Annotated in this window: 23 protein-coding genes; 9 read left to right on the forward strand and 14 right to left on the reverse strand. The window is 36.7% G+C overall.

The genetic code is table 11. The annotated features are described in order from the left end of the window. Window positions 1–171: 171 nt before the first annotated feature. Window positions 172–615, reverse strand: coding sequence for a type II toxin-antitoxin system VapC family toxin (locus CSP5_RS00475; RefSeq protein WP_172399364.1), 444 nt, complete (start codon window positions 613–615; stop codon window positions 172–174). Beyond that, window positions 590–826 (reverse strand): AbrB/MazE/SpoVT family DNA-binding domain-containing protein, encoded by a 237-nt coding sequence (locus CSP5_RS00480; protein ID WP_148689428.1) that lies wholly within the window; start codon window positions 824–826, stop codon window positions 590–592. The genes CSP5_RS00475 and CSP5_RS00480 overlap by 26 nt, the downstream gene beginning before the upstream one ends. Before the next feature lie 1,317 nt (window positions 827–2,143). Here CSP5_RS00480 and CSP5_RS00485 point away from each other — a divergent pair. Next, window positions 2,144–2,407, forward strand: a complete 264-nt coding sequence (locus CSP5_RS00485; protein WP_021789413.1) for a hypothetical protein — start codon at window positions 2,144–2,146, stop codon at window positions 2,405–2,407. 931 nt (window positions 2,408–3,338) lie between these two features. Here the strand turns inward: CSP5_RS00485 and CSP5_RS00490 are convergent. After that, entirely contained in the window at window positions 3,339–3,575 is a 237-nt protein-coding gene (locus CSP5_RS00490; RefSeq protein WP_021789411.1) for a hypothetical protein, read from the reverse strand. Between the two features lie 334 nt (window positions 3,576–3,909). On the opposite strand from CSP5_RS00490, the gene CSP5_RS00495 reads away from it, so the two are divergent. Then, window positions 3,910–4,170 (forward strand): antitoxin VapB family protein, encoded by a 261-nt coding sequence (locus CSP5_RS00495; RefSeq protein WP_171970401.1) that lies wholly within the window; start codon window positions 3,910–3,912, stop codon window positions 4,168–4,170. A 192-nt stretch (window positions 4,171–4,362) separates the two neighbouring features. Beyond that, on the forward strand, window positions 4,363–4,578 hold the full coding sequence (locus CSP5_RS00500) for a hypothetical protein (protein ID WP_021789409.1): 216 nt from the start codon (window positions 4,363–4,365) through the stop codon (window positions 4,576–4,578). Between the two features lie 272 nt (window positions 4,579–4,850). Here CSP5_RS00500 and CSP5_RS00505 read toward each other — a convergent pair whose 3' ends face one another. Together CSP5_RS00505 and CSP5_RS00510 are read right to left on the reverse strand one after the other, a co-directional pair. Next, a complete protein-coding gene (locus CSP5_RS00505; protein WP_083705153.1) occupies window positions 4,851–5,639 on the reverse strand; it encodes a dioxygenase family protein in 789 nt (262 codons plus the stop codon). Window positions 5,640–5,984: 345 nt separating this feature from the next. Continuing rightward, window positions 5,985–6,617 (reverse strand): winged helix-turn-helix domain-containing protein, encoded by a 633-nt coding sequence (locus tag CSP5_RS00510; protein ID WP_021789407.1) that lies wholly within the window; start codon window positions 6,615–6,617, stop codon window positions 5,985–5,987. A 50-nt stretch (window positions 6,618–6,667) separates the two neighbouring features. On the opposite strand from CSP5_RS00510, the gene CSP5_RS00515 reads away from it, so the two are divergent. The 4 genes from CSP5_RS00515 (at window position 6,668) to CSP5_RS00530 (ending at window position 10,179) form a co-directional block, all read left to right on the forward strand. Continuing rightward, on the forward strand, window positions 6,668–7,900 hold the full coding sequence (locus CSP5_RS00515) for an MFS transporter (protein ID WP_148689429.1): 1,233 nt from the start codon (window positions 6,668–6,670) through the stop codon (window positions 7,898–7,900). A gap of 87 nt (window positions 7,901–7,987) precedes the next feature. Continuing rightward, the gene (locus CSP5_RS00520) at window positions 7,988–9,355 is read left to right on the forward strand and encodes a dihydrolipoyl dehydrogenase (RefSeq protein WP_148689430.1); all 1,368 of its coding nucleotides are present in this window, start codon (window positions 7,988–7,990) and stop codon (window positions 9,353–9,355) included. 242 nt (window positions 9,356–9,597) lie between these two features. Continuing rightward, the gene (locus CSP5_RS00525; protein ID WP_021789404.1) at window positions 9,598–9,849 is read left to right on the forward strand and encodes a hypothetical protein; all 252 of its coding nucleotides are present in this window, start codon (window positions 9,598–9,600) and stop codon (window positions 9,847–9,849) included. Continuing rightward, complete coding sequence (locus CSP5_RS00530; RefSeq protein ID WP_148689431.1) at window positions 9,850–10,179, forward strand: type II toxin-antitoxin system VapC family toxin; 330 nt, start codon at window positions 9,850–9,852, stop codon at window positions 10,177–10,179. A gap of 297 nt (window positions 10,180–10,476) precedes the next feature. On the opposite strand, the gene CSP5_RS00535 is transcribed toward CSP5_RS00530, so the two are convergent. The 4 genes from CSP5_RS00535 to CSP5_RS00550 all read right to left on the reverse strand — a co-directional run bounded on the left by CSP5_RS00535 (window position 10,477) and on the right by CSP5_RS00550 (window position 16,098). Further along, window positions 10,477–13,641, reverse strand: a complete 3,165-nt coding sequence (locus CSP5_RS00535) for a DUF3427 domain-containing protein (RefSeq protein ID WP_148690251.1) — start codon at window positions 13,639–13,641, stop codon at window positions 10,477–10,479. Window positions 13,642–13,859: 218 nt separating this feature from the next. Continuing rightward, entirely contained in the window at window positions 13,860–14,648 is a 789-nt protein-coding gene (locus CSP5_RS00540; RefSeq protein ID WP_148689432.1) for a nucleotidyl transferase AbiEii/AbiGii toxin family protein, read from the reverse strand. A 2-nt stretch (window positions 14,649–14,650) separates the two neighbouring features. Then, entirely contained in the window at window positions 14,651–15,274 is a 624-nt protein-coding gene (locus CSP5_RS00545; protein ID WP_148689433.1) for a type IV toxin-antitoxin system AbiEi family antitoxin domain-containing protein, read from the reverse strand. 167 nt (window positions 15,275–15,441) lie between these two features. Next, window positions 15,442–16,098 (reverse strand): DUF6058 family natural product biosynthesis protein, encoded by a 657-nt coding sequence (locus CSP5_RS00550; protein WP_148689434.1) that lies wholly within the window; start codon window positions 16,096–16,098, stop codon window positions 15,442–15,444. A gap of 83 nt (window positions 16,099–16,181) precedes the next feature. Between CSP5_RS00550 and CSP5_RS00555 the strand changes: the two genes are divergently transcribed. Continuing rightward, window positions 16,182–16,883, forward strand: coding sequence for an ArsR/SmtB family transcription factor (locus CSP5_RS00555; protein ID WP_148689435.1), 702 nt, complete (start codon window positions 16,182–16,184; stop codon window positions 16,881–16,883). Window positions 16,884–16,957: 74 nt separating this feature from the next. On the opposite strand, the gene CSP5_RS00560 is transcribed toward CSP5_RS00555, so the two are convergent. Further along, on the reverse strand, window positions 16,958–19,321 hold the full coding sequence (locus CSP5_RS00560) for a plasma-membrane proton-efflux P-type ATPase (RefSeq protein WP_148689436.1): 2,364 nt from the start codon (window positions 19,319–19,321) through the stop codon (window positions 16,958–16,960). Window positions 19,322–19,692: 371 nt separating this feature from the next. On the opposite strand from CSP5_RS00560, the gene CSP5_RS10015 reads away from it, so the two are divergent. Then, window positions 19,693–19,911: a GNAT family protein gene (locus CSP5_RS10015; protein WP_338417452.1), complete on the forward strand. Its 219-nt coding sequence runs from the start codon at window positions 19,693–19,695 to the stop codon at window positions 19,909–19,911. A gap of 17 nt (window positions 19,912–19,928) precedes the next feature. Here CSP5_RS10015 and CSP5_RS00565 read toward each other — a convergent pair whose 3' ends face one another. The 4 genes from CSP5_RS00565 to iorA all read right to left on the reverse strand — a co-directional run bounded on the left by CSP5_RS00565 (window position 19,929) and on the right by iorA (window position 22,982). Then, a complete protein-coding gene (locus CSP5_RS00565; protein WP_021789396.1) occupies window positions 19,929–20,135 on the reverse strand; it encodes a type II toxin-antitoxin system RelE family toxin in 207 nt (68 codons plus the stop codon). A 46-nt stretch (window positions 20,136–20,181) separates the two neighbouring features. Next, complete coding sequence (locus CSP5_RS00570; RefSeq protein WP_021789395.1) at window positions 20,182–20,412, reverse strand: DUF7557 family protein; 231 nt, start codon at window positions 20,410–20,412, stop codon at window positions 20,182–20,184. 162 nt (window positions 20,413–20,574) lie between these two features. Beyond that, window positions 20,575–21,135: a 2-oxoacid:acceptor oxidoreductase family protein gene (locus CSP5_RS00575; RefSeq protein ID WP_021789394.1), complete on the reverse strand. Its 561-nt coding sequence runs from the start codon at window positions 21,133–21,135 to the stop codon at window positions 20,575–20,577. Next, on the reverse strand, window positions 21,132–22,982 hold the full coding sequence (gene iorA / locus CSP5_RS00580) for an indolepyruvate ferredoxin oxidoreductase subunit alpha (protein WP_021789393.1): 1,851 nt from the start codon (window positions 22,980–22,982) through the stop codon (window positions 21,132–21,134). Before iorA ends, CSP5_RS00575 begins: the two co-directional genes overlap by 4 nt. Window positions 22,983–23,090 lie beyond the last annotated feature (108 nt).

Here is a 23,090-nt window from a genome sequence, read left to right on the forward strand (position 1 = left end):
TCTTCTATTTACTAAGCTTCCAATCAGGCATAAGTATCAATCCCAGGTATAATGCGAGAACAGCAACTCCCTTCTTGTCCCAAGAACCTTCAACAGTATTCACTTAAAACTTTAATCAAATCCCGACCGGTCCATATTAAGTCATCTTGGTCAGGAAACATTTTCTATTCATCATCTAATTTCATCAATTACTTTTATATCCTTGACGTTCTTGAAAGACTGGTCATGAGTGATGAGGGTGTTGGATCCTACTGACTTCATTGTGGCAAGAATTACACAGTCCCTCGAGCCAAGCCCCATGGAACCATAAGTTGACAGAAGATTAATTGACGATTGCATGATAGTAGCGGTGAAATCAACTAGACTAAGAGTTGTGAGGTCAGCTATGATTCTCATTTTCTCGTTCAAAATATCCGGTGGGATCATCCTAAAGTAGTGTGCTACTTCCATTAAGGTAACAGTGCTGACCACTACATCACCCTGAATAGTTCTTTGCATTACATCGTCAACTGAATCATGCTCTGGGAGTCTTTCATCGAACCAGTAAATCCAGTAATTAGCATCTACATATGATAGGACCAATGGAATCTCACTTCCAGATGTGTTTAAGCTCAAGAGGATCGCTTAACGGTATCTCAGAACCTTTTTTGATAAATCCTCTCATCTTTACGCGAAATTCATCCGGGGATACAGATTTTTCAATTATTAGACGATTGGATTCAATGTACATTTTTACTCTCATTCCATTCTTGAGTCCGAGAGAGTTTCTGACATTTTTCGAGATCACTATTCTACCCTTTTCATCTATCACAGTCTCTTGTCCCATTCCCACTTCATTTCCCACATATCAAATCAGTATGTAAAGTTTTCGCCGATTTTCAAATTGTAATTATTATGGGATACCGACTGATTTGAGGGCGAGGAATCTCCATGGATTGCTTGAAGAAATTGGTGTTCCCTTAAAACTTTAATCAAATACCGACCGGTCCATTTTAATTTTGCTCTTATATATACACCAGTCGGACTTAGAACATTTATGCTCAACTCTCTCGTTGCATTAGATTATGTCTTTATTCATGATTGGCACAATTCATCTCAGCGTATCCTTTTACACACTTCATGAGAGTTATAAAACTCGTAAACTCCAGATTATTAAGAGGTTTAAAAGTGTTAGGCATAATACTGGCAATTTTCAACTCACTAACAAAGCCCTGAAATGAGGTCTTAAATGAATTGAGGAAGCATTACCAAGAGAACCTTCTTAAAATGGTCATACCAGGGAATGTAACTATAATAGATTCCCCCGATGGCAGGTTATCCAGTGGTAAAATATCGTAAATCCACACTTGCATCAAAATCATACCTTGAACTTGATAAAAAGATTGGAAGAAAATAGTCGAAAACCTTTCTGGCGCTATAGAAGAATTTCCTGATGATTTAGTAAGTTGCATAATTAATATCCCTCACTTAATTTATTATATTCATTGTAAAAATAAACATTTAACATTATCTCCTGAATTATACATTCAGGTTTAACGGCCCTTACTGTTTCACCGAATAATCTCTTCATTCCGGGGAAATATATTTCAATATTCCATCTTAGGCCGTAATTATTCTTAATCTTCCATAATTTTTCATTGAATCTTTTAATAAATCTTGTAACTTTGCATCTATAGGGAGGTCCCTTAGGTAATGTCGATGAGTTTTTTCTTACAGGTATTGCAGTTTTATTTTTTAATTTATTGTAAATTAATTTGAAATCATATACATTATGTCCATATAGTTTCTTTATTTTCTTTTTAATTCATCTTATTATTTTTATACCCTCCATGACATCATTGGTATTTTCACTGTGAATAAAGGAAGTCAATAAATATTATATCACTCTATATTCATTATGAATGCATGTTCTCCGATTATTAAATTTACAGAAAGAGAGAAAAATGTTTGCAACATAATTTGCAATTCAGGCAAGATAAGATTTATTGATATTAAAAATAAGAGTGGTCTTCATCAGGAAATCCTTTCAAGAACATTGAAAAGAATAAAGGATGACTGCGGTATATCTAAATGCATTAATGGTTATGAATGCAATAAAAGTGGTCAATAAATAGCATTAATGAATACATTAATTGGTGAGAAAATGGCGGAAAAGGAAGTTGTACAGAAGAATGATGGCGTAGAAATTATAGTGCCAGAAAGTGCAGATGCTGATGATATTAATGAGGTTATTAGATCATGTTCCTCAGGCGAAAATTCATGCTCATGCTGTTCTTCTGATTTTTTAAGTGAAAATAAGGTAGGCGTGTATGAATTGAACGGGCATGAAGTTATAAAAATAATGGGTAATGTCAAAAAGGATGAAATCGAAAAGAAGATAAATAGCTGTTCATGCTTCGACAAATAAAAATTTTAAATTTTTTATTAAATTTTATAGTAAGTTGCATAATTCATTTTAATAAAATTTACAATTAAATCTAAGTCAACTGCGCTTTTAAATGGACGGAATTGACTGGTTTTCTATAACTCCAAAACCCATCAGATTTGGTTCAAATTGTTCGGCATTTCGGTATTCGCATAAAGCTTTAATCGAATCCTAACCGGTCTATTTAACATTGATGATCACAATTCAAGAAATACAAAACCATGAGCACTGACTCAATTTTTAATAGGGAACAGAGGAACCAAATGTAATGGTAAGTCCACATGCATGGTCATAAGAAAATTCTAGAGGTAGTAAGGAGAAATGACAAATTCTCAAGTATTTGTGACTCATGTGTGACAATGTTTAAGAAACACAGGGTTTCGGTAAATGAATACCTAAATGGGCACAGAGATTTGGTCTAACTAAATGAAGTTCTTCTTAGTGACAATATCAGGATATATGCGGAGACAATCATGGCATTGTATTCACTTAGCTTTTCTATATTAACAAAGGAGACATTTAGCCTTTTTGCAGCCAACCAAAAAACCTATAAATACAGGATAGTTCATCTCAAAATATTCAAAACGTACTACAGTTAAGGAAAATTATTCCTGAACTGCCTCTATATAATTTCAACAAAAGACAACAATCCGGTGGTAGAAATACAAGTGAATTTCCTCAATTATAATTTTTCTATTCGTTGCAGAATTACATCATTCACTTCTAACCATTTTGTTAATACTTAAAATTCTAAATTATATTTTTTAAACCTAACTGATTGTCTAATTTGTCCAATATAAGATAAATATGCATTCACTAACGATTCATACATTATGAAACAAGCCTTCTTTTTTGGATAGCATCGACATAAATGTCTGAACACATAAAACCGTACTATCCCTAATCTGATATTTTATTTATCTATTTTCTGACCAAGATATACCAGATTAGTCTTAAGAGGCTTATTCGGATCAACTTCAGGAATGTTACAATCACATTTCCACTTGCAATCTAATGTAATTACGTGTCCAGCAGGCCAGTGTGGTAAACCCAGGAGCTTACTTCTTGTTATGTGATGCAACCATTTTGAATTATAATTAACAACAGTATGTCCACAATTCTTACAGACACCAAACTCTAAACGAACCATATACAAACACTACTCACTGCTCAATCATATTGACATACTATTACAAACATATAACCTTTAGCAGAAACTATATACTAATCAATTAAATTTTCTCTGCAGGCATTCCTGGTCTGCTTTTCAAACAAAATCAATCCCTTATTTTTATTTCATAGAAACATGATTGAGATTTAATGATTTTATTCAAGTTTTTTCGCTATTTCTCAATCTAACACAAAGAAAATAACCTATATGGTATAGTTCATAGAATATTGGATCAATGATCGAGGAGAATAAGAAGGAATGCTCCAGTGTGGAATATGGTTCAGAAGAAAGTTTATATCTTTTACAAATGTGTATGAAACTGAATCAAATGGGAAGCAAGAACATATCCATTTCGGAAGATGCATACTTAAGATTATCAGAGTTAAAGCTAAAGAACGAAAGTTTTACAGAACTCATCTATAGGCTGACAAATAAGTCAAATGTGCTTGACCTAAGGGGAATCATGAGTGAAGATGAGGGAAAATCCATAGAGAAAAATATTAGAGAGTCAAGGAAAATGAGTAAGGAAAGAGTAGATAGAATTACTGACGAGTTAAATAGAAACGTTAGCTGATACTTCATTTCTAATTGACATATTGAAATTTGACATGATAATTGAAGCTCGATAATATAGCATCTAAAGAATTCATAAGATTTAAATTCTATAAGACAATATTATTAACAAAAGGATAAATGTAAATCACATGGACGTTAAGATTAGGAATACTGCACCAGAAGTGTATAATGTAAGTAGGGGTAACAAAAGATGAAACCTATTTCAAACAGAATTATGATCCCACTCATGGTTATTGAGATAATTCTAATCGCAGTTACGCCATATATAATGGGAGGTTTTGTGAGCCAGGGATATTTTGCTACTTTGTTCACTGAGTTGCTAACCCTGGTTTCCATGATTGTAGGCATTAAGGCGAGAATAAACTGGGAACGAAATAGAGATTACCAGAATAGTGTAAAAATTTAAATTAAGTGATTCAGTACCTATTTTTAGATACATGAAATATAAGATCATTTTATCACTATTTTTTTGTTTTTCCAGATCATATATCTACCTATAGTTTCTTAAAGAGTGAACGAGGATTGTAGGTAGATATTTTATAGATCTCTTCTTAGTTCATCATCGAACCAAATCATTAATGAATATGATAAATCCTAAAAGAATATTTCAGATCAAAACGTAACTATTTTCAATGGTTCATTCAGTTTTTCAAAATGATTCATAAAATCAAAAATAAATCAAAGGTTCTTGAAAATAACTGTTGTTAGGGAGGCAGCATTGAATTCGATTTCGTTTGACAAAACTCTTGATTTGAATTTCTCACCAACTGCTCCCTGAATGAACCTTAGGGGAAGATTATGTCCCTCCGGAGAGGCTGCCCTTACAATATCTGGTGGAGCATTCCAGATCTTTTCCCAGTTACCTTCATTAAAGGCTGAAATGCAAAGATTCAGATACTCAACCGCCGCTGGAGGTGTTTCCTGATTGCCTCTCTGGAAAAGATCAAGCCTGTGAATCAGAGATCCTGTTGAAAGGACGCAGATATTTTTCTTAATAGATTGGGATCTCATAAGCTTGCCTAAAAGTACATGAGCCTGTGGACCGATTTCAGGGCATATTGATAGGGGCACCACTGGCACATCTGAATCCCTGAAAATATGAAACAGCGGAGACCAGGCACCATGATCGAGCCCCCAGTTTGTTACTTGACCAATTCTTATAGAATTTTCAGATCCAAGTTTCATTATTTCCTTTGCAAGATCTGGATCACCTGGTGGTTCGTATTTGATCTCATAAAAATCAGATGGAAATCCATAGAAATCATAGATCTGTTTCAACCTTGGGCTTGAAACTATTCCGAATGATCCTGAAGTCTGAAAATGGGGTGACATTATAATGACAGCATCGGTAGTATCTCTGATCTCATCACCTAATGATCTCAACGCTGATAATGTTTTATCGTTTTTGACACCCAGATCCCCAATAAGTGTTGGGGTATTAGGCAGAAAGCACACGGAACTAATCACATCCCATCCATGTGAAAAATAATTATAAACATTATTAGTTTAATACAACAAGGATATCTAATGTATTCCAGTTCATCTTGGTTTATGCAGTAAGAGAGATTCTGTCATTTCTATGGCTTGTAACCGAATTCATTTAACTGTAGTGATAAAGGTGTTAAGAAGGAAGATAGAAATAAAAACCCATTTGCGAATTAAAAAAAAGAACTAAAAAGAAAAAGACCGCTCAATCCTATAACCTCCGGTATATGATAGATGTCTGGCAATGAACCATTGAAGAGTTGCTATAATCGTGAAAATCCTTCTTTATCAAAATAAAAAGAATTAATTGAAGTATCGCGTTCCTTCTCACTTCATCTTCCTGAGAGACTTAAGGAGATATTCTGGTATGGCTACGACGAGAATCATGTTATGATCTCCATCTTTTTTTTCATTCGTATCCTCAGGCTTAAAATTCTCAGGAGTGTCAACATAATCCATAAAAGGTTTGAGTTTTTTAACGCCCGTTGAAAAGTGATCATTTGAAAGAGTGCTGAAAGAAAGATTTAGATAGCTTTTCGTTCCATCTTCAACAGCCCTCATCATGTCTTCATCTGAAACACTCATTATCTCCTGCGCAATGACTTTCAGGTTAAGTGACTGAGATAGTAAGAATGTGGCCATGAGGTTTCTCAATTTGTCAGGGGACATCTTCTTAAACTCTTCATTCATCTCTCCTGCCGTTGTCTGGTTAAAAGCAGAATCATTTAGAGAATAATATTTCTCCACATAATTTTTCCTGACAACAATATCTGGAGGATTCACGAAACCCTGTTCCTGAAGGTCTGAAATGGCCTGATAGAGATTTGACCTGCTGGTTTTGATATGTTTCGAAATCTGTGTAACAGTCATTTTTCCACTCAATGCGAGTAAGGCTATTATGTGGCTCTTTGTCTGGCTAGACATCACATCAAAGAGTTTTTCCAGTCTGTCCTGAGGCATGCACTAAGATTTATATATAAGATATAAATCTACGTATAAGGCAAATTTATATGAGTAATGAAAACATACACGATTATAACCAGTGGAATAAGTTCCTGAAGTATCTTATGGGAAGAAATATCATCAGGGTAGCCTATTTTATATTCAACATATTCTTCGTTTGGAGAACAATTGTCGCGTACAATTCAGTTTTTCTTGCAGGATTAATACCAGCATTCTCACTGCTTGGATACCTGATCATAGTAATACCAGAGGGCCATATTCTTGACAGGCATAACAGAGGCACAGTTTTCAGGATATCCTCTTTGCTGCTTGCGTTCACATATCTGATACTGGTTTACAGTGACAGCCTTGCCATTGTTTATCTGGTCGCACTCGTATCTTCCATACTATCATCAATAAATTCTGATGCTTTCAACACAATTCTAAAGGAAACCGTGAACGAGGAAAAAATTCAGTCTGCAGTTTCCCTGAGTCAGGGAACAAATGCGGTTTCAGAACTGTCAGGGATCATAGCAGGAGGGATTCTTCTATACCTTCCCTTTGAGTTTCTTGCCATCACCCTCTTCTCTCTACCTGTCATATCTCTCCTATTTGGGTTAGGTAAAACGCTGAATAGATCAGGCACGGTGGACAAATACGGTTTCAGGGGAGCATACCGTATTATACTGGTGCTTGTGCCTTTCCTAATGCTATCTTTACTCCTAAACGGTCTGTTCATCTCTCTGGATGTCTTCGGATCCGGTCTAATACACATAATTCTACATGGAACGCCATTTGATTATTCTTTATTTATTGCCGGATTCCCGTTCGGGATCATAGTTGGTTCTCTCTTCACAGGAAAGCTTTCTGGTGTAATAGCGAAGACAGGTACAATTTCCATACTTCTCGTTCCCATGGGAATAGTGCTTCTATTTATTGCACTTTCAAGAATCATCTATCTTGATATAGCACTGGGAATTTTACTTGGGGTCATAGTGATATTTATAAATATAGGGCTTCAGACCATTTTCATGAAGGCAATACCGGATGGTGTTATGGGGAGGGTAAATTCCCTTGTCACAATTTTTTCAATTGGAGGTTCACCCCTGATGGCTGCACTTTTCAGTATACTCTCTAATTATTTCTATTTCCCATATATAATGGCTGCTGCAGGAATCTGTGCAGTTCTAGTTTCACTTCCTGCATTTAGGATTTTGAAAAATTTACCCGAAAAAGTGTCAGGTATTGCCAGGTTAGTAGAAAGTGAGGGTGAGTCCAATCTTATTCAGCAACCCTCTTAATTAAATGCAATCTTTAAACAATGAATTATTAACCAACAGTCAAAATATGAGGTTCCCTTCTTAAGTATTATGAATAAATGTTTAGATATGAAAGTTGACGTTCTAATTATAGGCGCAGGGGGTGGCGCATATCCTGCCGCATTCAGGCTTGCTGGATCTGGAAAGACTGTTCTTATGGCTGATCCAAAAGGTGTGCTTGGGGGAAACTGCCTCTATCTGGGGTGCATCCCGTCAAAGACAGTAAGAGAGCTTATCGAGATAAATGAAAGGTCGGGCAGATTGCTTGGTTCAAAAAATCATGCTGATTTCAGATTGATTCAGCAGCATAAGGATGACGTGCAGCAAATGCGTTTTGACCAGCACAACCGGGAAATGTCAGAATTCCAAAGTCTGAAATTCATGAAGGGAAAGGTGAGTTTTACAGGAAAAAACAGCGCAAAGGTATCCACTGAAAGTGAAATGATCGATGTGGAATTTGATTATGCAATCATTGCAACAGGAACAGTCGTTTCAAGGATATCGTTCCCGGGATCTGATTTTTGCATAACAAGTGATGATATATTCTCATTCGGTTCAGAAATCAGGGAAATTCCAAAGAAAATGGTGATTGTGGGCGGAGGTTACATAGCACTTGAGGTTGCAGATATGTTCCACGCCCTTGGAACAGAAGTGCATCTTTTTGTTAGGACAGAAACGGTCCTCAGGAACGTTGACAGAGATCTTGTGAATATTGCTTATCCACTTATAACACCATACCGGGTTCATATGAATACAATCATTAGAGATATAACAGGACAGAGGGGGAATCTAAAGGTCAACTACACTGAGAATAGAGATGATCTTAACATGGAGGCAGATGAGGTTCTACTTGCTGTAGGAAGAAAGGGTGTTGTTCCCGAAGGATTGGATCTCACTGGAGTGAAATACAGCAGCAGGGGCATTATAGAAGTAAATGACACACTACAGACAAATGTTTCACACATTTATGCAACCGGTGATATAACAGGAAGAACACCGTATTTTCATGCTGCGGTCAGGGAATCACTGGTTGCAGCAAACAACATTCTGGGTGATACCACAGACAGGATGGATTTCCTCAATGTACCAGTCTCAATATTCACCTACCCTCCAATTTCATACATAGGTATATTGAGAGATGAGGCAAGGAAGAGGGGTATGGATATAGTGGAGACATCCTATGCCATGTCAGGAGATTCACGGGCGCAGATGTATGAGGAACAGGATGGTGAGATAAGGCTATTCTTTGAAAGAAAGACAGGAAGGATAGTTGGGGGATGGGTTGTAGGATTAGATGCACCACAGCTCATTAATGAAATAGGCACAGCTGTTTTTAATTCGCTGACAGCATCCGATATGTCCAAGTTCCCGGATCAGCATCCCACCACAAATGAAGGGATATCCAAGGCAGCAAGAGCCTGGAAGGGTCCCACATAATCAGGTCAACATTTTTACATAAAAAATACAACTTTTTTCAGTTCACCTTTCACGCATTAACCATGAAATGACATTAAAAAAATAGTGTAATTAGAAATTTACATTAGGCAATCAGACCGCATGTATTATCAACCCTTATTTTAAATTAAAAAATAGCCTTATAGCCTGTTTCTCTATGATTTATTTTTTACTTTTCATGTAAAGCAGAACATCTTATTTATAGAATATATATTCATTAACATATGAAAACAGATTTTATTAGCCTAAGACTTGACACGAAAACTTCAACAACTGTAAGAAAATTAATCTCACTCCGTTTGGTTAAAACCAAGACGAACGCTCTGAAATTCATAATGAAACACGGTATAATGGAAACAACACATATAATCGAAAACAAAGAAGAAAGCCGTAGAATAATAAAGAAATGGAAAGAGGAAGGATTTCCAGTTCTATCTGAAGATCTATCAGACATATCGATCAAAGAAAGAGAATAAATGAATTATATAGATAAGAATGTCATTCTTTGTTACCTTAATAAAAACGATTTAAACCATGATAAGGCAGCAAAGTTATGGGCAATAAATGAGCCAAAAGTGATATCTAAAATTACCTTACCTGAGCTTAGGTCAGTTCTTTCAAGGAAAACAAACCTAAGTGAAGCAGAAATAGAGGCTTATGTTGAACATTTACCCGATATAGGTTTACAAATTGTAGAATCTGACCTAAACAGAGTTTTCAACCGAGCTTCTGAAATGGTATTTAAAATTAAAATGAAAACGTTTGGCACTTTGCATATTTCTGCCTGTTTAGAGATCAATGCTTGAAACCTGGTAACACTTGATTACGAGTTTGTGGAAAAAAATAGAATCATATCTGAACTTGGCATAAACATAGTTTCAAGATAATCTTTAAAAAATTATGGAGATTTTTGATACATAACCATCTAAATCTCTAAAAATTTTTAAGTTGATCGAAAGTCCAAAGTGTTTTTAAAAGGATTCATATTTGAATTTTTCCTTAAATTAGTTGTTAGGTTTTTACTCTAAGTGCAACGTTGAAGAAAATCTTAAAAATGACTTTGTAACCAATACTCTTCACTTCATATAATAAACATAAAAACTCTAAGATGAAAGTAAACTATTAGACACTTCAAGATATTTTCCAGGTATTGGATTTTTCAGTTTCCATATTATGTTCATTGGTCTACTGCCCTCATGGCTATAATATTCCACTGTGCCAAGGAAAGTATATGGAAATGCACCTGTTTTATCTTCTTTATTTTCTCTGACAAACAGTAAAACTTTACTTCCATATTCTTTATGATTTATGTATCTCTTTCCAGTTTTTGAATCGACTGATGTTGTGCTTTGGCTTTGCCAATGGAACAATGTATCATTAATCGAGTAATCTTCGTAGAGTGTTGTTGGAGTATAATCCCCTTCTTTCTTGTTTAATGTCACAAATAATAAATCTATTTTCCATTTTGGAATGTATTTGACACCTTCTCTCATATTTTCAGGAGAATCAATGTCCATTGCCACTAAAATTTGATCTCTTGTGTAATTGCAATGTAGGTCAAGCGGGCAATCAAAACCAACATTAACTGGACTGTCCAGGAAATCTATCTTGTCCAGTCTTAGCTCCAGTAACTCTATTATTTCATCCAGAAATGGGCCACTTGACTTTATTCTATTAATTGCTTCCTCCGGAGATTTAAAACCACATTGGTCGAATGATTTTTTCCAAACAGTGTATTGAAACATGTTCAGCATCCTTCGTTCTGTTTGAGACATTTTACTAACATCAGGTAGATTGTTTGATTTAAGGACATTCAATAGGAAGTTAATCCACCTTCGTGAGTCTATGGAACAAAGCTTAAGAAATGCTTTAGTCATTAAAGTTTCCATGTCACTATTAAAATCAGGGGCTAAACCAGAATCTGCCTTTAATCTTGAAAAACTCGTTTTTGAATAGATTTCCCTCAAGTCCAATTGATAATATTCAATGAAATTTTTGAGTGTTAATGGTAGCCCAGTATCTGCAGTAAAAGTGGAAACCAGGGACTTTAACTTAGATCTTGATCCAACTGCCTGTCTTATATTATCAAGTATAAATTCCTGAGCTCTTCTTTCAAGCTGAATATAGCATCCCTTAGGTACATCTGGAAATCCATCTGTAATCTCTCTTTCCAATCTCATATGGGTCTTAGAAAGCATTGCAGAAAATTTTTCTCTGAAATTATAATTTTTATTAGCCTGTCCAACAAAATCAAGGACAGTCAGGCAATCTTTTCCCTCAGAAATCCTTAGTCCTCTTCCAAGTTGCTGCAAGAAAATGGTAAGACTCTCAGTTGGTCGAAGAAACATGATTGTGTTTATACTTGGAATATCCACACCTTCATTATAAATATCCACAGTAAACACAAATTTTATCTCTCCTCTTTCCAGCAACTCTTTTATATTTTTTCTTTCATCATTCTTAGAGTTGCTGTCAATGTACATAGACGTTATTCCATAAGAATTGAATTGTTCAGTCATGAATTTACAATGCAATTGTGAAACACAGAATCCTATGCCCCTGACGTTCTTTATATCGTCTACATACTTTGTAAGAGCATCAACTATGTTGCTAACTCGTTCCATTGAAGACCTGTTTCCATCGCTATATATCTGACTTAATTGGTCCTTATCATATCCTCCCCTAACCCATTTCACATCTTTTAGATCTATATTGTCCGTTATCCCAAAATACTGGAAAGGTGATAGCAACTTTCTATCAATCGCTTCTGGGAGCCTCATTTCGGCTGATATTTTGTTTTCAAAATATTTTAGGATATCCTGCCCATCCATCCTCTCTGGTGTCGCTGTCAGACCAACCAGTATTTTTGGCTTATAATAAGTAAGTAATTGTTGATAACTTGGAGCTGATGCATGATGAAATTCGTCTATAATGATAAAATCATAATAATCGCTTGCGGTTCTAGTTGTCATATCCCTTGAGTTGAACATTTGTATTGACATGAAAAGATGATCCAGTCTATTTGGAATATTATCTCCAACGCCAATCTCTCCAAAGTTTTGATCCCTTAGCACACTTCTAAAGCAATCTATTGCCTGTTCAAGTATTTCTTTTCTGTGTGATACAAATAGTAGACGATTAGTTTTCCCTTGATTTTGGGTTCTGAATCTTTTATAATCTAAAGCAGATATAACAGTTTTGCCTGTTCCGGTTGCCGCAACTATTAGGTTTTTATATCTACCATGAACAACCCTTTCTGCTTCGAGCCTGTCAAGGATTTCCTGTTGATATGCAAATGGATGTATGTCTGCTATGAATTTTGAAGGATTCTCTTTTCCAATATTTCTTTCAGAATTTATAGCAGAAACAAGTTTATCCCTTTTACCATTTGAATAAGACTCAAAATCATGAGACTCCCAATAACTTTGAAATGTTGCCTTGACCTTATTCATCGTTTCTAACATGTCCTTTTCCGTTATTTTTACATTCCATTCAAGTCCACTGGAAATGGCTACATTAGAAAGATTTGAGGACCCTATGTAAGCAGTAGAAAAACCGGTGTCACGATAAAATATGTAAGTTTTAGCATGTAACCTTGTACGCTTGGTATCATATGAGATTTTAATCTCTGGGCTTTCACCGTTCTTGTTTTTAAGATTATTCAATTCTTCTATCGATTTTACGTCAGTTGCACCCATGTATGTTGTAGTTATAATCCGAAGTTTACCATTTTTTTCAAAGAATTCCCTCAATTCATTAATTATTAATCTAATACCACTCCATTTTATGAAAGAAACGAGAATATCAATTCTATCAGATGATAAGATCTCTTTTTTTAGTTCAGAATACATACTAGGCTCCCTAGATGCCCCAGTAAAGAGAGAACTTTGTGAAATAGAAGTTATTGGTCTTTCTATTTTATCTACTGTGCAACCAAGACTCTGGCTTTCCTTTTTATCAAAAATCGCCAAAAGGTTTTCAATTCTTTTCTCATGATTATCAGAAATGTTTGGATAGAGATTTTCATCTTTTCCCAGAGAGTCTAAAATTTTATTTACAATATCTATTTGCTCACTAATTCCATGTCCACGGCTCCTTACATTATCAAGGGTTTCCCTTATTAACCCACTCAGGTATAAGGTAAGTACTTTGGAAGAATCATCATCATCTATTGGAGATTTTTGAAAATCAGTATGGTTGGACATAGATTCCAATTCGTTTTTAATCAAATCGTTAATGAGTTGTTCATAAATCCCTTTCTTGAGCATATCTAAACTTTTAAGTATACTCCCCATTGTATAAATAACATGCTTACTCGTTTGAAAATAGAATGAATGGTGGGAATCTCACGTTCCTGATTGTAAGTGAAGTCGGCCATTTGTTGACTTCTTCAAGGAACCAGAGAGATTTATAAAGGAAAATTTCGGGTCATGTCTATTTCTGTCCATTAAATTTAAAGTTCATTCTATTTTAATTCAAACTAGAATTAAAATAGTATGTTCTCAAGTGTTTTAACAACGGTCAAATTGTCAGGTAGGGGATTAACGAGATAAGATAGTTCTGAATTCCATTTCATACGGCTCGAAGCAATTTGTATCTTTTCCATTAGTTTATTTCTTTCAAACTTCTCATTCCTTCTATTCATTTTTTCATTAACCAAAGATTCATCATATTTCACTTTTTTTATGTCCAGAAGAAAATATAGATCATATATATCCCTGATCTTGTCTCTTTCTATTATGGAAGCAACCTTCTCTGCTACAATTTCTTCAAGATTCAATACAGGTACCAGAAAGAGCGGAATATCCTGATAAGGTGGTAGCATGTACTTATTTTCAGATTCCCTTAGAACATCTCTTCTAAGGCTTATATCAATATTTATATTCTGCATCTGTCTTGAACTTTCATAGAGAGGACCCTGAATCCTTAGTTCAAAGTTCATTCCCACGACAGTGTCATTTTCCCTGCGTCCCCTATGTTCATTTCTGTTAATGATGTATTGCTTCCCAACACTTTCCATGACTGTTTCAAATTTCCTGTTTATTTTTCCTCTTTCCATGGAATTGTTCTCACCTGTGTAAGAGAAATCAAGATCCTCTGAAAATCTGTTAAGATTGTAGAAGTATTTTAGTGATGTACCTCCCTTGAAAATTAGTTTGTAGTCAAAAACCCTGTAAATCTCGAAGAGCAGAAGTGTAAGAAGATAGTCCTTTTCAAGCTGCCTTGCATCTCTGAATCTTCCAGACTGCTTCAGAAGATCGCCCGGATCAATCATTTTTAATCACCTTCTGATCTTCTAATTTCATCATCCTCATAAAGCAGCTTAGAGAGTTTCCTGTTCACACTTCCAGAATTCATTCTATGGGCGTACTCCCTTAACACTTTGAGGTTCAACATTGAATTCTGTCTGGATAAATCGAAAGCTTCTTTTACATATGAGAAAGCAGGTATATTCAGATAAAGGGAATCAAGGATTGCCTTTTCTATGGAGGCTATGTAGGCATTCTGTACTCTATTGAATCCAAAAAATCTTTCTCTTCCAATCGTCCTGAATTCAATTATATTTTCACCAAGGTTAATCTCCCTGTGCCTTTTAATTGATATAACGCTGTATTTTTTAATAACCTGATCTGTAACTGAATAATATTGGAATGCAGCGAATAGACTTATGTATGATGGAAAAACAATCTGGGACGCAATCTCATATAGATTATCTCCTCTTGAAGAGCTTATGAAATACAGTCCTCTTTCAATTCTTTTCACCTTTCTGTTGGACGATAATATCTTGGAAACATATTTTTTTGGTTTTTTCATAAGCATTGATGCATCATTTATTGTGAATACAGTTTTTCCATGTAACTGTAATTCTTCAAGAGTATCCATAACTCTGTTGTAAATCATACAGGTAAATATAGTAAAAGAAAATAAAGTTTATGTAACATTATACCCACAATTCTGGTGATAATGTTACATAGATTTAAAATAAAAATCTTAGGGACCCCAATAAGTGAAGAATCTTGTTGAATCAAGAGACTATCGCTGCATTATATCAATTATGGAATTTTGAATCACCTGATGTTATTTTTTTCAGTGAATATATGACTGTATTGCTTCTTTATGCTGGTTATGTAAACGTCCCTTGAGACAGTACCTCCAAATCTTTTTCTGTCAAAATCTGTGAACTGAGCTTCAACTGAATCCAGTTCATTAACTGTCTTACGCAGTTTTTCACACCATTCAACATTTTCCGGATCAGGATTTGCTAACAGTTCCTTTATGGTCTTTATAAGGCTTCCTTTTGCCATAATACTTTTGGGGTCAGGTTTTCTAAGGCAGGCCCCATAGAGGCCAGATTTAAAGTCATCCCACATTTTCTCTGCGTCTTCATCATCTGTACCTGTTTTTTCCACCTGTCCAAACCTGTATACGTATCCTGGTTTCTCCAGTACCTTTTTTGCGTCCAGTAAAAATTCGTATTTTGGATTTGTATCATTACGGAGACTCCTTTCTATAAGAATAACAAGATATGGTGGGTACCAAAGTACACCATCCTGCGTCACATAGGTAGGCTCAGGAAACTCACCTCTATCATGCCACTTTGTGATAACATCATGGGTAACCCCAGATTTTTCCATAACATTATTCATATTCAAAAAGTTTCCCCTGATATGGGAAACATCTGACTGGCTCAATTCAGTATTTTTTTCATGTTCATTCTTATTCATGTCTTTGTCATCGTAAAATTCTATGTTAATTGATTGACATATCCGAAAAACATAATATGTGATCGGCAATGGTTGTTAAATAAATGAAAAATATTTCAGCGGAACACATTAGCAGCGTTATCAGGGCCATATCAAATCCAGAAAGGTTAGCTATCATTGAGATCATGGCTGAGGGGCGATCTAATGTTACAGGGATTGTAAAGAAAACAGGAATTGCGCAGCCGAAGGTTTCCACATATCTATCCATGTTACAGAACGCAGGCATTGTAGATTCCTTTCGTTCAGGAAAGGAGATCATTTATTCCATCGTACCAGAGGTGATGGAATCCCTTTTGTCATGGGCAGAGGATCTTTCAGGGAAGATGAATAGAAGCTTACATGGGGAAATGAATGTTATAGTTCCCTCATCAGATAGTTTTTCTTATGCAAGGTGCTGCTATGACCACCTGGCAGGAAAAATTGGAGTGTATCTTCTTGAGGAACTTCTCAGAAGAGGATGGATAGCAGTTGAGAATAGTGATAAACCCACATTTATGCTTACCGATTTAGGTGAGGACAGCCTTAAGAACTTAGGTGTAAATATACCAGTAAAGAAGAAGCATGGCAGGATATTTGCCTATGGATGCAGGGATGTATCAGAGAGAAAACTACATCTTGGCGGATCACTGGGTCATGCAATCTTTCAGGACATGATAGTGAAAGGTATAATACAAAGATCTTCAGGGACCAGATCACTGAGGGTAAATTCAACAGTGGATGAGTGGTTTTCTGGAAAGGGAACCTGATAAACACTGATAGAATTTTATACACAAAATTAAAATGATTTTGTATCACTTCAGGTACTTTTTGTTTATTTAAATCAGATACCATAATGCCTGAAAATATAATTTTTACCAAGATCAATTATGGCCATTGAAAGGAACGTAAGGGCGAGAACCAGTAGAATATTACGCAGTGGAATAGCAGTAACCAGTATTCCCAGCCATGAGATCAGACTGATAAATATTAAATCTGCAACTGTCGCAGACAGTAACCATTTGCTTGGCCTTGAATTCCAGAATCTTCCCCTCTCCCTAACCATATAGACGGTGAACTGGCCAGAAAAGACCAGCATGTCAAATATGAATGTATGGATCTGATTGTTGTTTAGGCCAAGCCTCATTCCTATAATCAGGATAGCAAAGGATTCCACAACAATGAACATTGCAAGGCTAAAGGAGGATCCAACAAGCGATCTCACATTCCACTTCTCAGGGTTCTTTGAGAATCTCACATTGTCAGTTGCGATGGACATTGTAACGAAATCGTTCGCAAAAAGTAGCAGGATTATATCAAAGGGTGTTGTGACGAAGAATCTGAATATGAAAAACGAAGTTGTGAGGAAAATTGCAACCTGTACTGTTTTTATTATCTTGTTAAGAGTGTATGTAAGCATTCTCTGAAAGATCTTCCTTCCGTCCTCGACTGCACTGACTATATCTGTAAGCCCCTCATGGGTAAGAACTATACTGGCTGAAGCCTTGGCAACATCTGTGGCCGAGGCAACTGCAATACCAACCTCTGCCTGCTTCAGTGCTGGAGCATCATTGACACCATCACCAGTCATTCCTGTGATGTGTCCCTCCTTCTGCAGGATTTTTACAATGGAAAATTTATCCTCCGGAAATACCTCTGCAAAAGCATTGCAGTCATCCACCTTCGTTTTTCCAGAAATAACATCAGAAACCCTGCTTACATTCTGTCCTATACCAACTTCCTTTGCTATCTCCTCTGCAATGGGTGTAGAATCACCTGTAATCATTCTAGGTACAATACCCATGTCCCTTAGTTTTCCTATGAGTTCTTTCGAGTCATCCCGTGGAGGATCATGCATGGGAATGAGTCCACTGAATTTCCAGGTAGTTCCATCATTTACCGCCACAGCAATTGTTCTATATCCTCTTAGAGAAAGTTCCCTGGCCTTTTCCATAACCTCATCTACTTTGATTCCAGGACACATGGCGGCTAAAACCTGTGGTGCGCCCTTTGTGACAGTGATCATTCCATCAGGTGTTTCAACCTTTGCCTGTGTCCTCTTTGTGGCGGGTTCAAAGGGTGTGAAATCAGTTATCCTGTACCCTTCCATATTTACTCCTGCTGATTTCCCAAAATTTATGATTGCAAGATCTATTGAATCCAGGCTGGATTCATCTGATGCAAGCATGGCATATCTTGTAATATCTTCTCTAGAGGATTCAAATAGAACAGGTTCCTGCACTGTCAGTTCATTTTTTGTAAGCGTACCGGTTTTATCAAAGCATATGGAATCCATGGAAGCAGCGTCCTCAACTGCATTCAACCTTGTAACAAGTGCACCCTTTTTTGAAAGGTCTATTGCACCGTATGCAGTTGCGATCGTAAATGTTGCAGGCAGGGCAACGGGTATTGATGCTATCAGAACTACCAGTGAGAAAGGTATGGCATCGATAAGAGGAACGTTATAGATAAAGGAGAATACGACGAGGCCGAGTACAAGAATAACATCTATAACTGCAAGGTATTTCACAATGCTGAGAATGAGCTTTTCAAGATGTGATTCTGATTTTGCGCTGCTGACAAGTTCTGCTGTATGTCCAAATAGTGTTTTAGCTCCAGTTGCAACTACAAGTCCTGTTGCCTCTCCCTTTTTTACAATTGAACCTGAAAATATCTCTCCATTTTCTCCCCTTCTAACAGGATTTGATTCTCCTGTGAGTGCTGATTGATCGACTTCTACCTTTCCTCTTTCAATCTTAACGTCAGCAGGAACAACATCTCCCATTCTTACATGAACCACATCTCCTGGAACAAGTTCAGTTGAGATGATCTGTTCCCAACTTCCATTCCTCAGCACCCTGGTTTTTACAGTGATCCTGCTCCTGAGCATCTCCACTGCATCACTGGCCCTGGATTCCTGAAAGAAGCTGATGAAGCTGTTGAATATTAGAAGGGATAGGATGATATATGTATCCAGATCCTTCCCTATAAAAAATGTTATGATCGCAGTGATTTCAAGCATCCATGGTACAGGCGCCCAAAACTTCTTCAGAAATTTCAGGACAGCGTTCTCCTTCTTCTCCACAACCTCATTTTTACCATATTGCCTGATCCTCTGTTCTACATCGGAAGAACTGAGACCGGAAGATGAAGAATTGAGTTTATTGTAACATTCCTTTGTGGACAGTTTCTCGAATTCATTATCCATTCTATCAGTTCTCCCTTACAGAATGTGAATTAGTGAGGGTATAATAATAAAACAATATTGAATGAACAACACGTTTTAAAATAGTTTCTGAATTTGTATTTTCAGTGCCCGTCACTTTTCACCTGATTTTAATATCCCATTATAATATTTTAACTATTAACCTGAGAAATCATGCAATAATTAGCCATCTATCTCCGTTCTAAAAATTCCTAGCAATCCTTTCTATATCGATTCAGCCAGATCAAACTCCAAATTCCTGATCAAGACACCAACAAGTCAATGTTACATAAAAAGAATCATGACCACAGAACTTTTGCTCAGAGGGCCTGTAGAAGCAGACATTAAAAGCATGTTCATGAGGGAATTTTTACATCGAAGATGTAGTAATCAATTTCCCACACAGAAGAAAAGGCACATGTAGTTTTCTGTTAAGAGGAATTCCAAAGGATCATTTAAAAGCTATTGTGGCAGATACACCATTAATTAACAAACAGGCTATTGCATTTTATCAAAAAATGGGATTTGTAAAGGCCTTGGGATTATCCGGAGAGTTTAGTAAAACATGGAACAGAATGTCAAAACCTGAGTGAATGCATTTTACCGTGATTTATAAGTCATCATAAACATTCTTTCTGTTTCCCACTTCAATCACAAAGATAACAAGTTTCTCCCTTTCTATACTCATGATCACTCTGTACTTTCCAGCTCTCAAACTATAAAGCGGTACTCCCCTGAGACGTTTGATGTAATGAAACGGATTTTTGCTGATAATCATCATATTTTTCAAGATATTTTCGACGCCAACACTTTTCATTTTCTTCAAGAATCAGACAGTTGTTTCTATCAATTTTACCTCGTAATCAGGCAATTTTTAGCCTCTTCCTCACTTCATCGGTTGAATATACCCTACCCTCTTTAATATCCTTTAGAGACATTTCTATCTTCTCAATTGTATCTTTGGAAAGAGGTTCCTCGTCCTCTGCAAGTTTTAAAAGTCTTCTTATGACTGAATCGTAGGACTCCTTTGGATTGAGTCTCAAAGAATTGAGTCTTTCCTTAAGATCCTTTTTTATTTGGATAGTTGTCTCCATACTTATGTAATTATATGATACAGTTAACGTTTATTATGAGTACTTATAACAAGATATGGCAGCTTATGGGACAATCCATTTATTCAATAGTTTCCTATCTATTCAAATCAAAGAAAAATTAAGTATTCGCTGACCTGAAAGTCAGTTCCGTTCTATTTCTGATCAGTTGGTTACATTACCGAAAATTCTAACTCCTGCCTCATATCCTCTCCTTAGCATGGTCGTGTTTCTTTCAGTATATTTTCCCCCAAAAGCATTACTTACATATTTCATTGCATCATCAAAATGAATTTTCGGATCCATGGAACTAATAAATCCTAGAAGTACCATGTTGATGCTTCCACTGGAATCATCACCGGCTATGGACTGGCAGTCAACCCAGTAAACCTTCTTTCCCTCAACAAAGTCAATGACAACATCCTTCCCCGGATCATTAATTCTGTTTCCGATACATATTCCAGTTTCTTTCAGGACATACATGTTTGATAATGCCTCTGATGTTTTCATTCCAATAAGTACATCTGCATCATTTTTTGTAAGTATGGGCGATTTTGCCCCATCATATTTTATATCTGAAACAACACTTCCGCCCCTCTGTGAAAGACCATGAATCTCAGACATGACTGGATCAAGATTCTCATTCATAAGAATGGTTGAAATTGCCTTTGCCATGGTAATCACTCCCTGACCACCAACACCGGCAATCCGGTATGCACCTGTCATTGTACCACCTCTATGGCCTTGAATGGACATACATAAATGTCAGAGCACATTCCGCATCCATCACATTCCCCAGAATCTATGAATATGGTTCCATCTGGCTTTTCCTGAATTGCTGGACAGTGAAAATCATCAATGCAGTTTCTGCAAAGGCTGCATTTTTCAGTGTTGATCTGATACTTCAGTCTCCGTGCCTTTTCTTCTCTGTTTATGAGGGCACATTCTCCTCTTGTTATAACAACTGTAATCCCAGAGGATTTTAACGCTTTCATGGTTGTAAGCATGAGCTCTTTCTGGTTATAACTGCTTGCAGTTATAACATCCTTTACACCGCATGCCCTGATCATTCCCTCAAGTGGAATTCCTGTGAATTCTTCACCGTTTACAACCGCATCCTTCTCTGGTGTTGGTTCCTGACCAGTCATTGCAGTGGTGCTGTTATCCAAAATGAATATTAGCATGTTAGCTCCTGATCTTACTGCATTTGCCAGAGCGGTTATGCCTGAATGGTAAAATGTTGAATCACCGATGAACGATACCACTCTCTGTCCTGTGGCGAGGCTTATGCCTGAACCGGTGGAGATGGACGCTCCCATATCAAGCATCGTATCTCCAGCAGAGTATGGCTCATAGTAACCAAGTGAATAACATCCGATATCTGAGGTGATCACAGTCTGCGGCTTTCCTGCAAGTTTTAGTGCCCTCTTTATTGTGTAGAAGGATGATCTGTGAGGACATCCGGGGCAGAAATCAGGTCTGGAAGCAGGCTTGGGGATTGATGTGTCTTCAATATTAAGGCCAAGTATCTTCCTGATGCCATTTTTTACAATGTCCGGGTTCATCTCATATGACCATGGCATATATTCATCCAGCTTTCCGTGAATGATTGCACCACTGCCAAGAATATCCCTGTATGTCCTTATCTTTGTCTCAAGATATGGATCAAGTTCTTCAACAATAAGAACAATATCATTTTCCTTCAGGAATTGAGCCGTTATTTCCTGTGGGATTGGATTGGTAAGCCCAAGTTTCAGCACATTCATTTCAATACCCATAGAAAAGATCGCATCAGTGGATTGGTTATACGAGGACCCTGAGGTGATTATACCAATTCTGGAACTCCCATATCGCTCAATTCTGTTGAGTGAGGAGAAGAAGCTATCATTTCCTAGAAGAGCCATCTTATGCAGCAGATCATTTTTCAGAATACGTGCATTGGAAGGGATGGCCGTTGTCCTGTTTCTAATGCTTTTTACATCAATATTCTTCCTCTGAGCATTCATGATTTCTCCAAGTTCCACTGGCGCTCTCATGTGGCTTACCCTTGTTGATGTCCTGTATAAGACAGGTATGGAATATTTCTCTGATATCTCAAAAACAAATTTCACAAAGTCCTTGCATTCCTGCGGAGTTGACGGCTCTATCATCGGAGCATGTGCAAGATCAGCATATCTTCTGGAATCCTGTTCATTCTGAGAAGAAAACATTGATGGATCATCCGCAACCATTACCATCATCCCAGCGCCAATTCCAGTATAAACTGAACTGACAAATGGATCAGAGGCAACATTCAATCCAACGTGCTTCATGAACACAGAAGATCTTAGACCTGCAAGGGAGGCGCCATAGGCGGTCTCATATGCAACCTTCTCATTTATTGAATACTGGAAATAGGATCCATTCTTACTTCCATCCCGTGCCATAACATTCCCAATTTCGCTGGAAGGTGTTCCAGGATAGGTTGCAGAGAACCCATTTCCATTCTCCAGAAGACCTCTTGCAATGGCCTCATTACCAAGCATTAGCTTTTTATTGCCATTTTCAACCCTCAAGGTTTCGGAAAGAATCATGGTTATAAATAAAACTTGAGATTATTTCTATTACGAGGCTGATATATGAGGCTAAACCGGCATGCTCCTCATTCGCACGGCACAATAAATATGCAGAAAATCTTATCT

Source organism: Cuniculiplasma divulgatum (assembly GCF_900083515.1).
Taxonomy (GTDB): domain Archaea; phylum Thermoplasmatota; class Thermoplasmata; order Thermoplasmatales; family Thermoplasmataceae; genus Cuniculiplasma; species Cuniculiplasma divulgatum.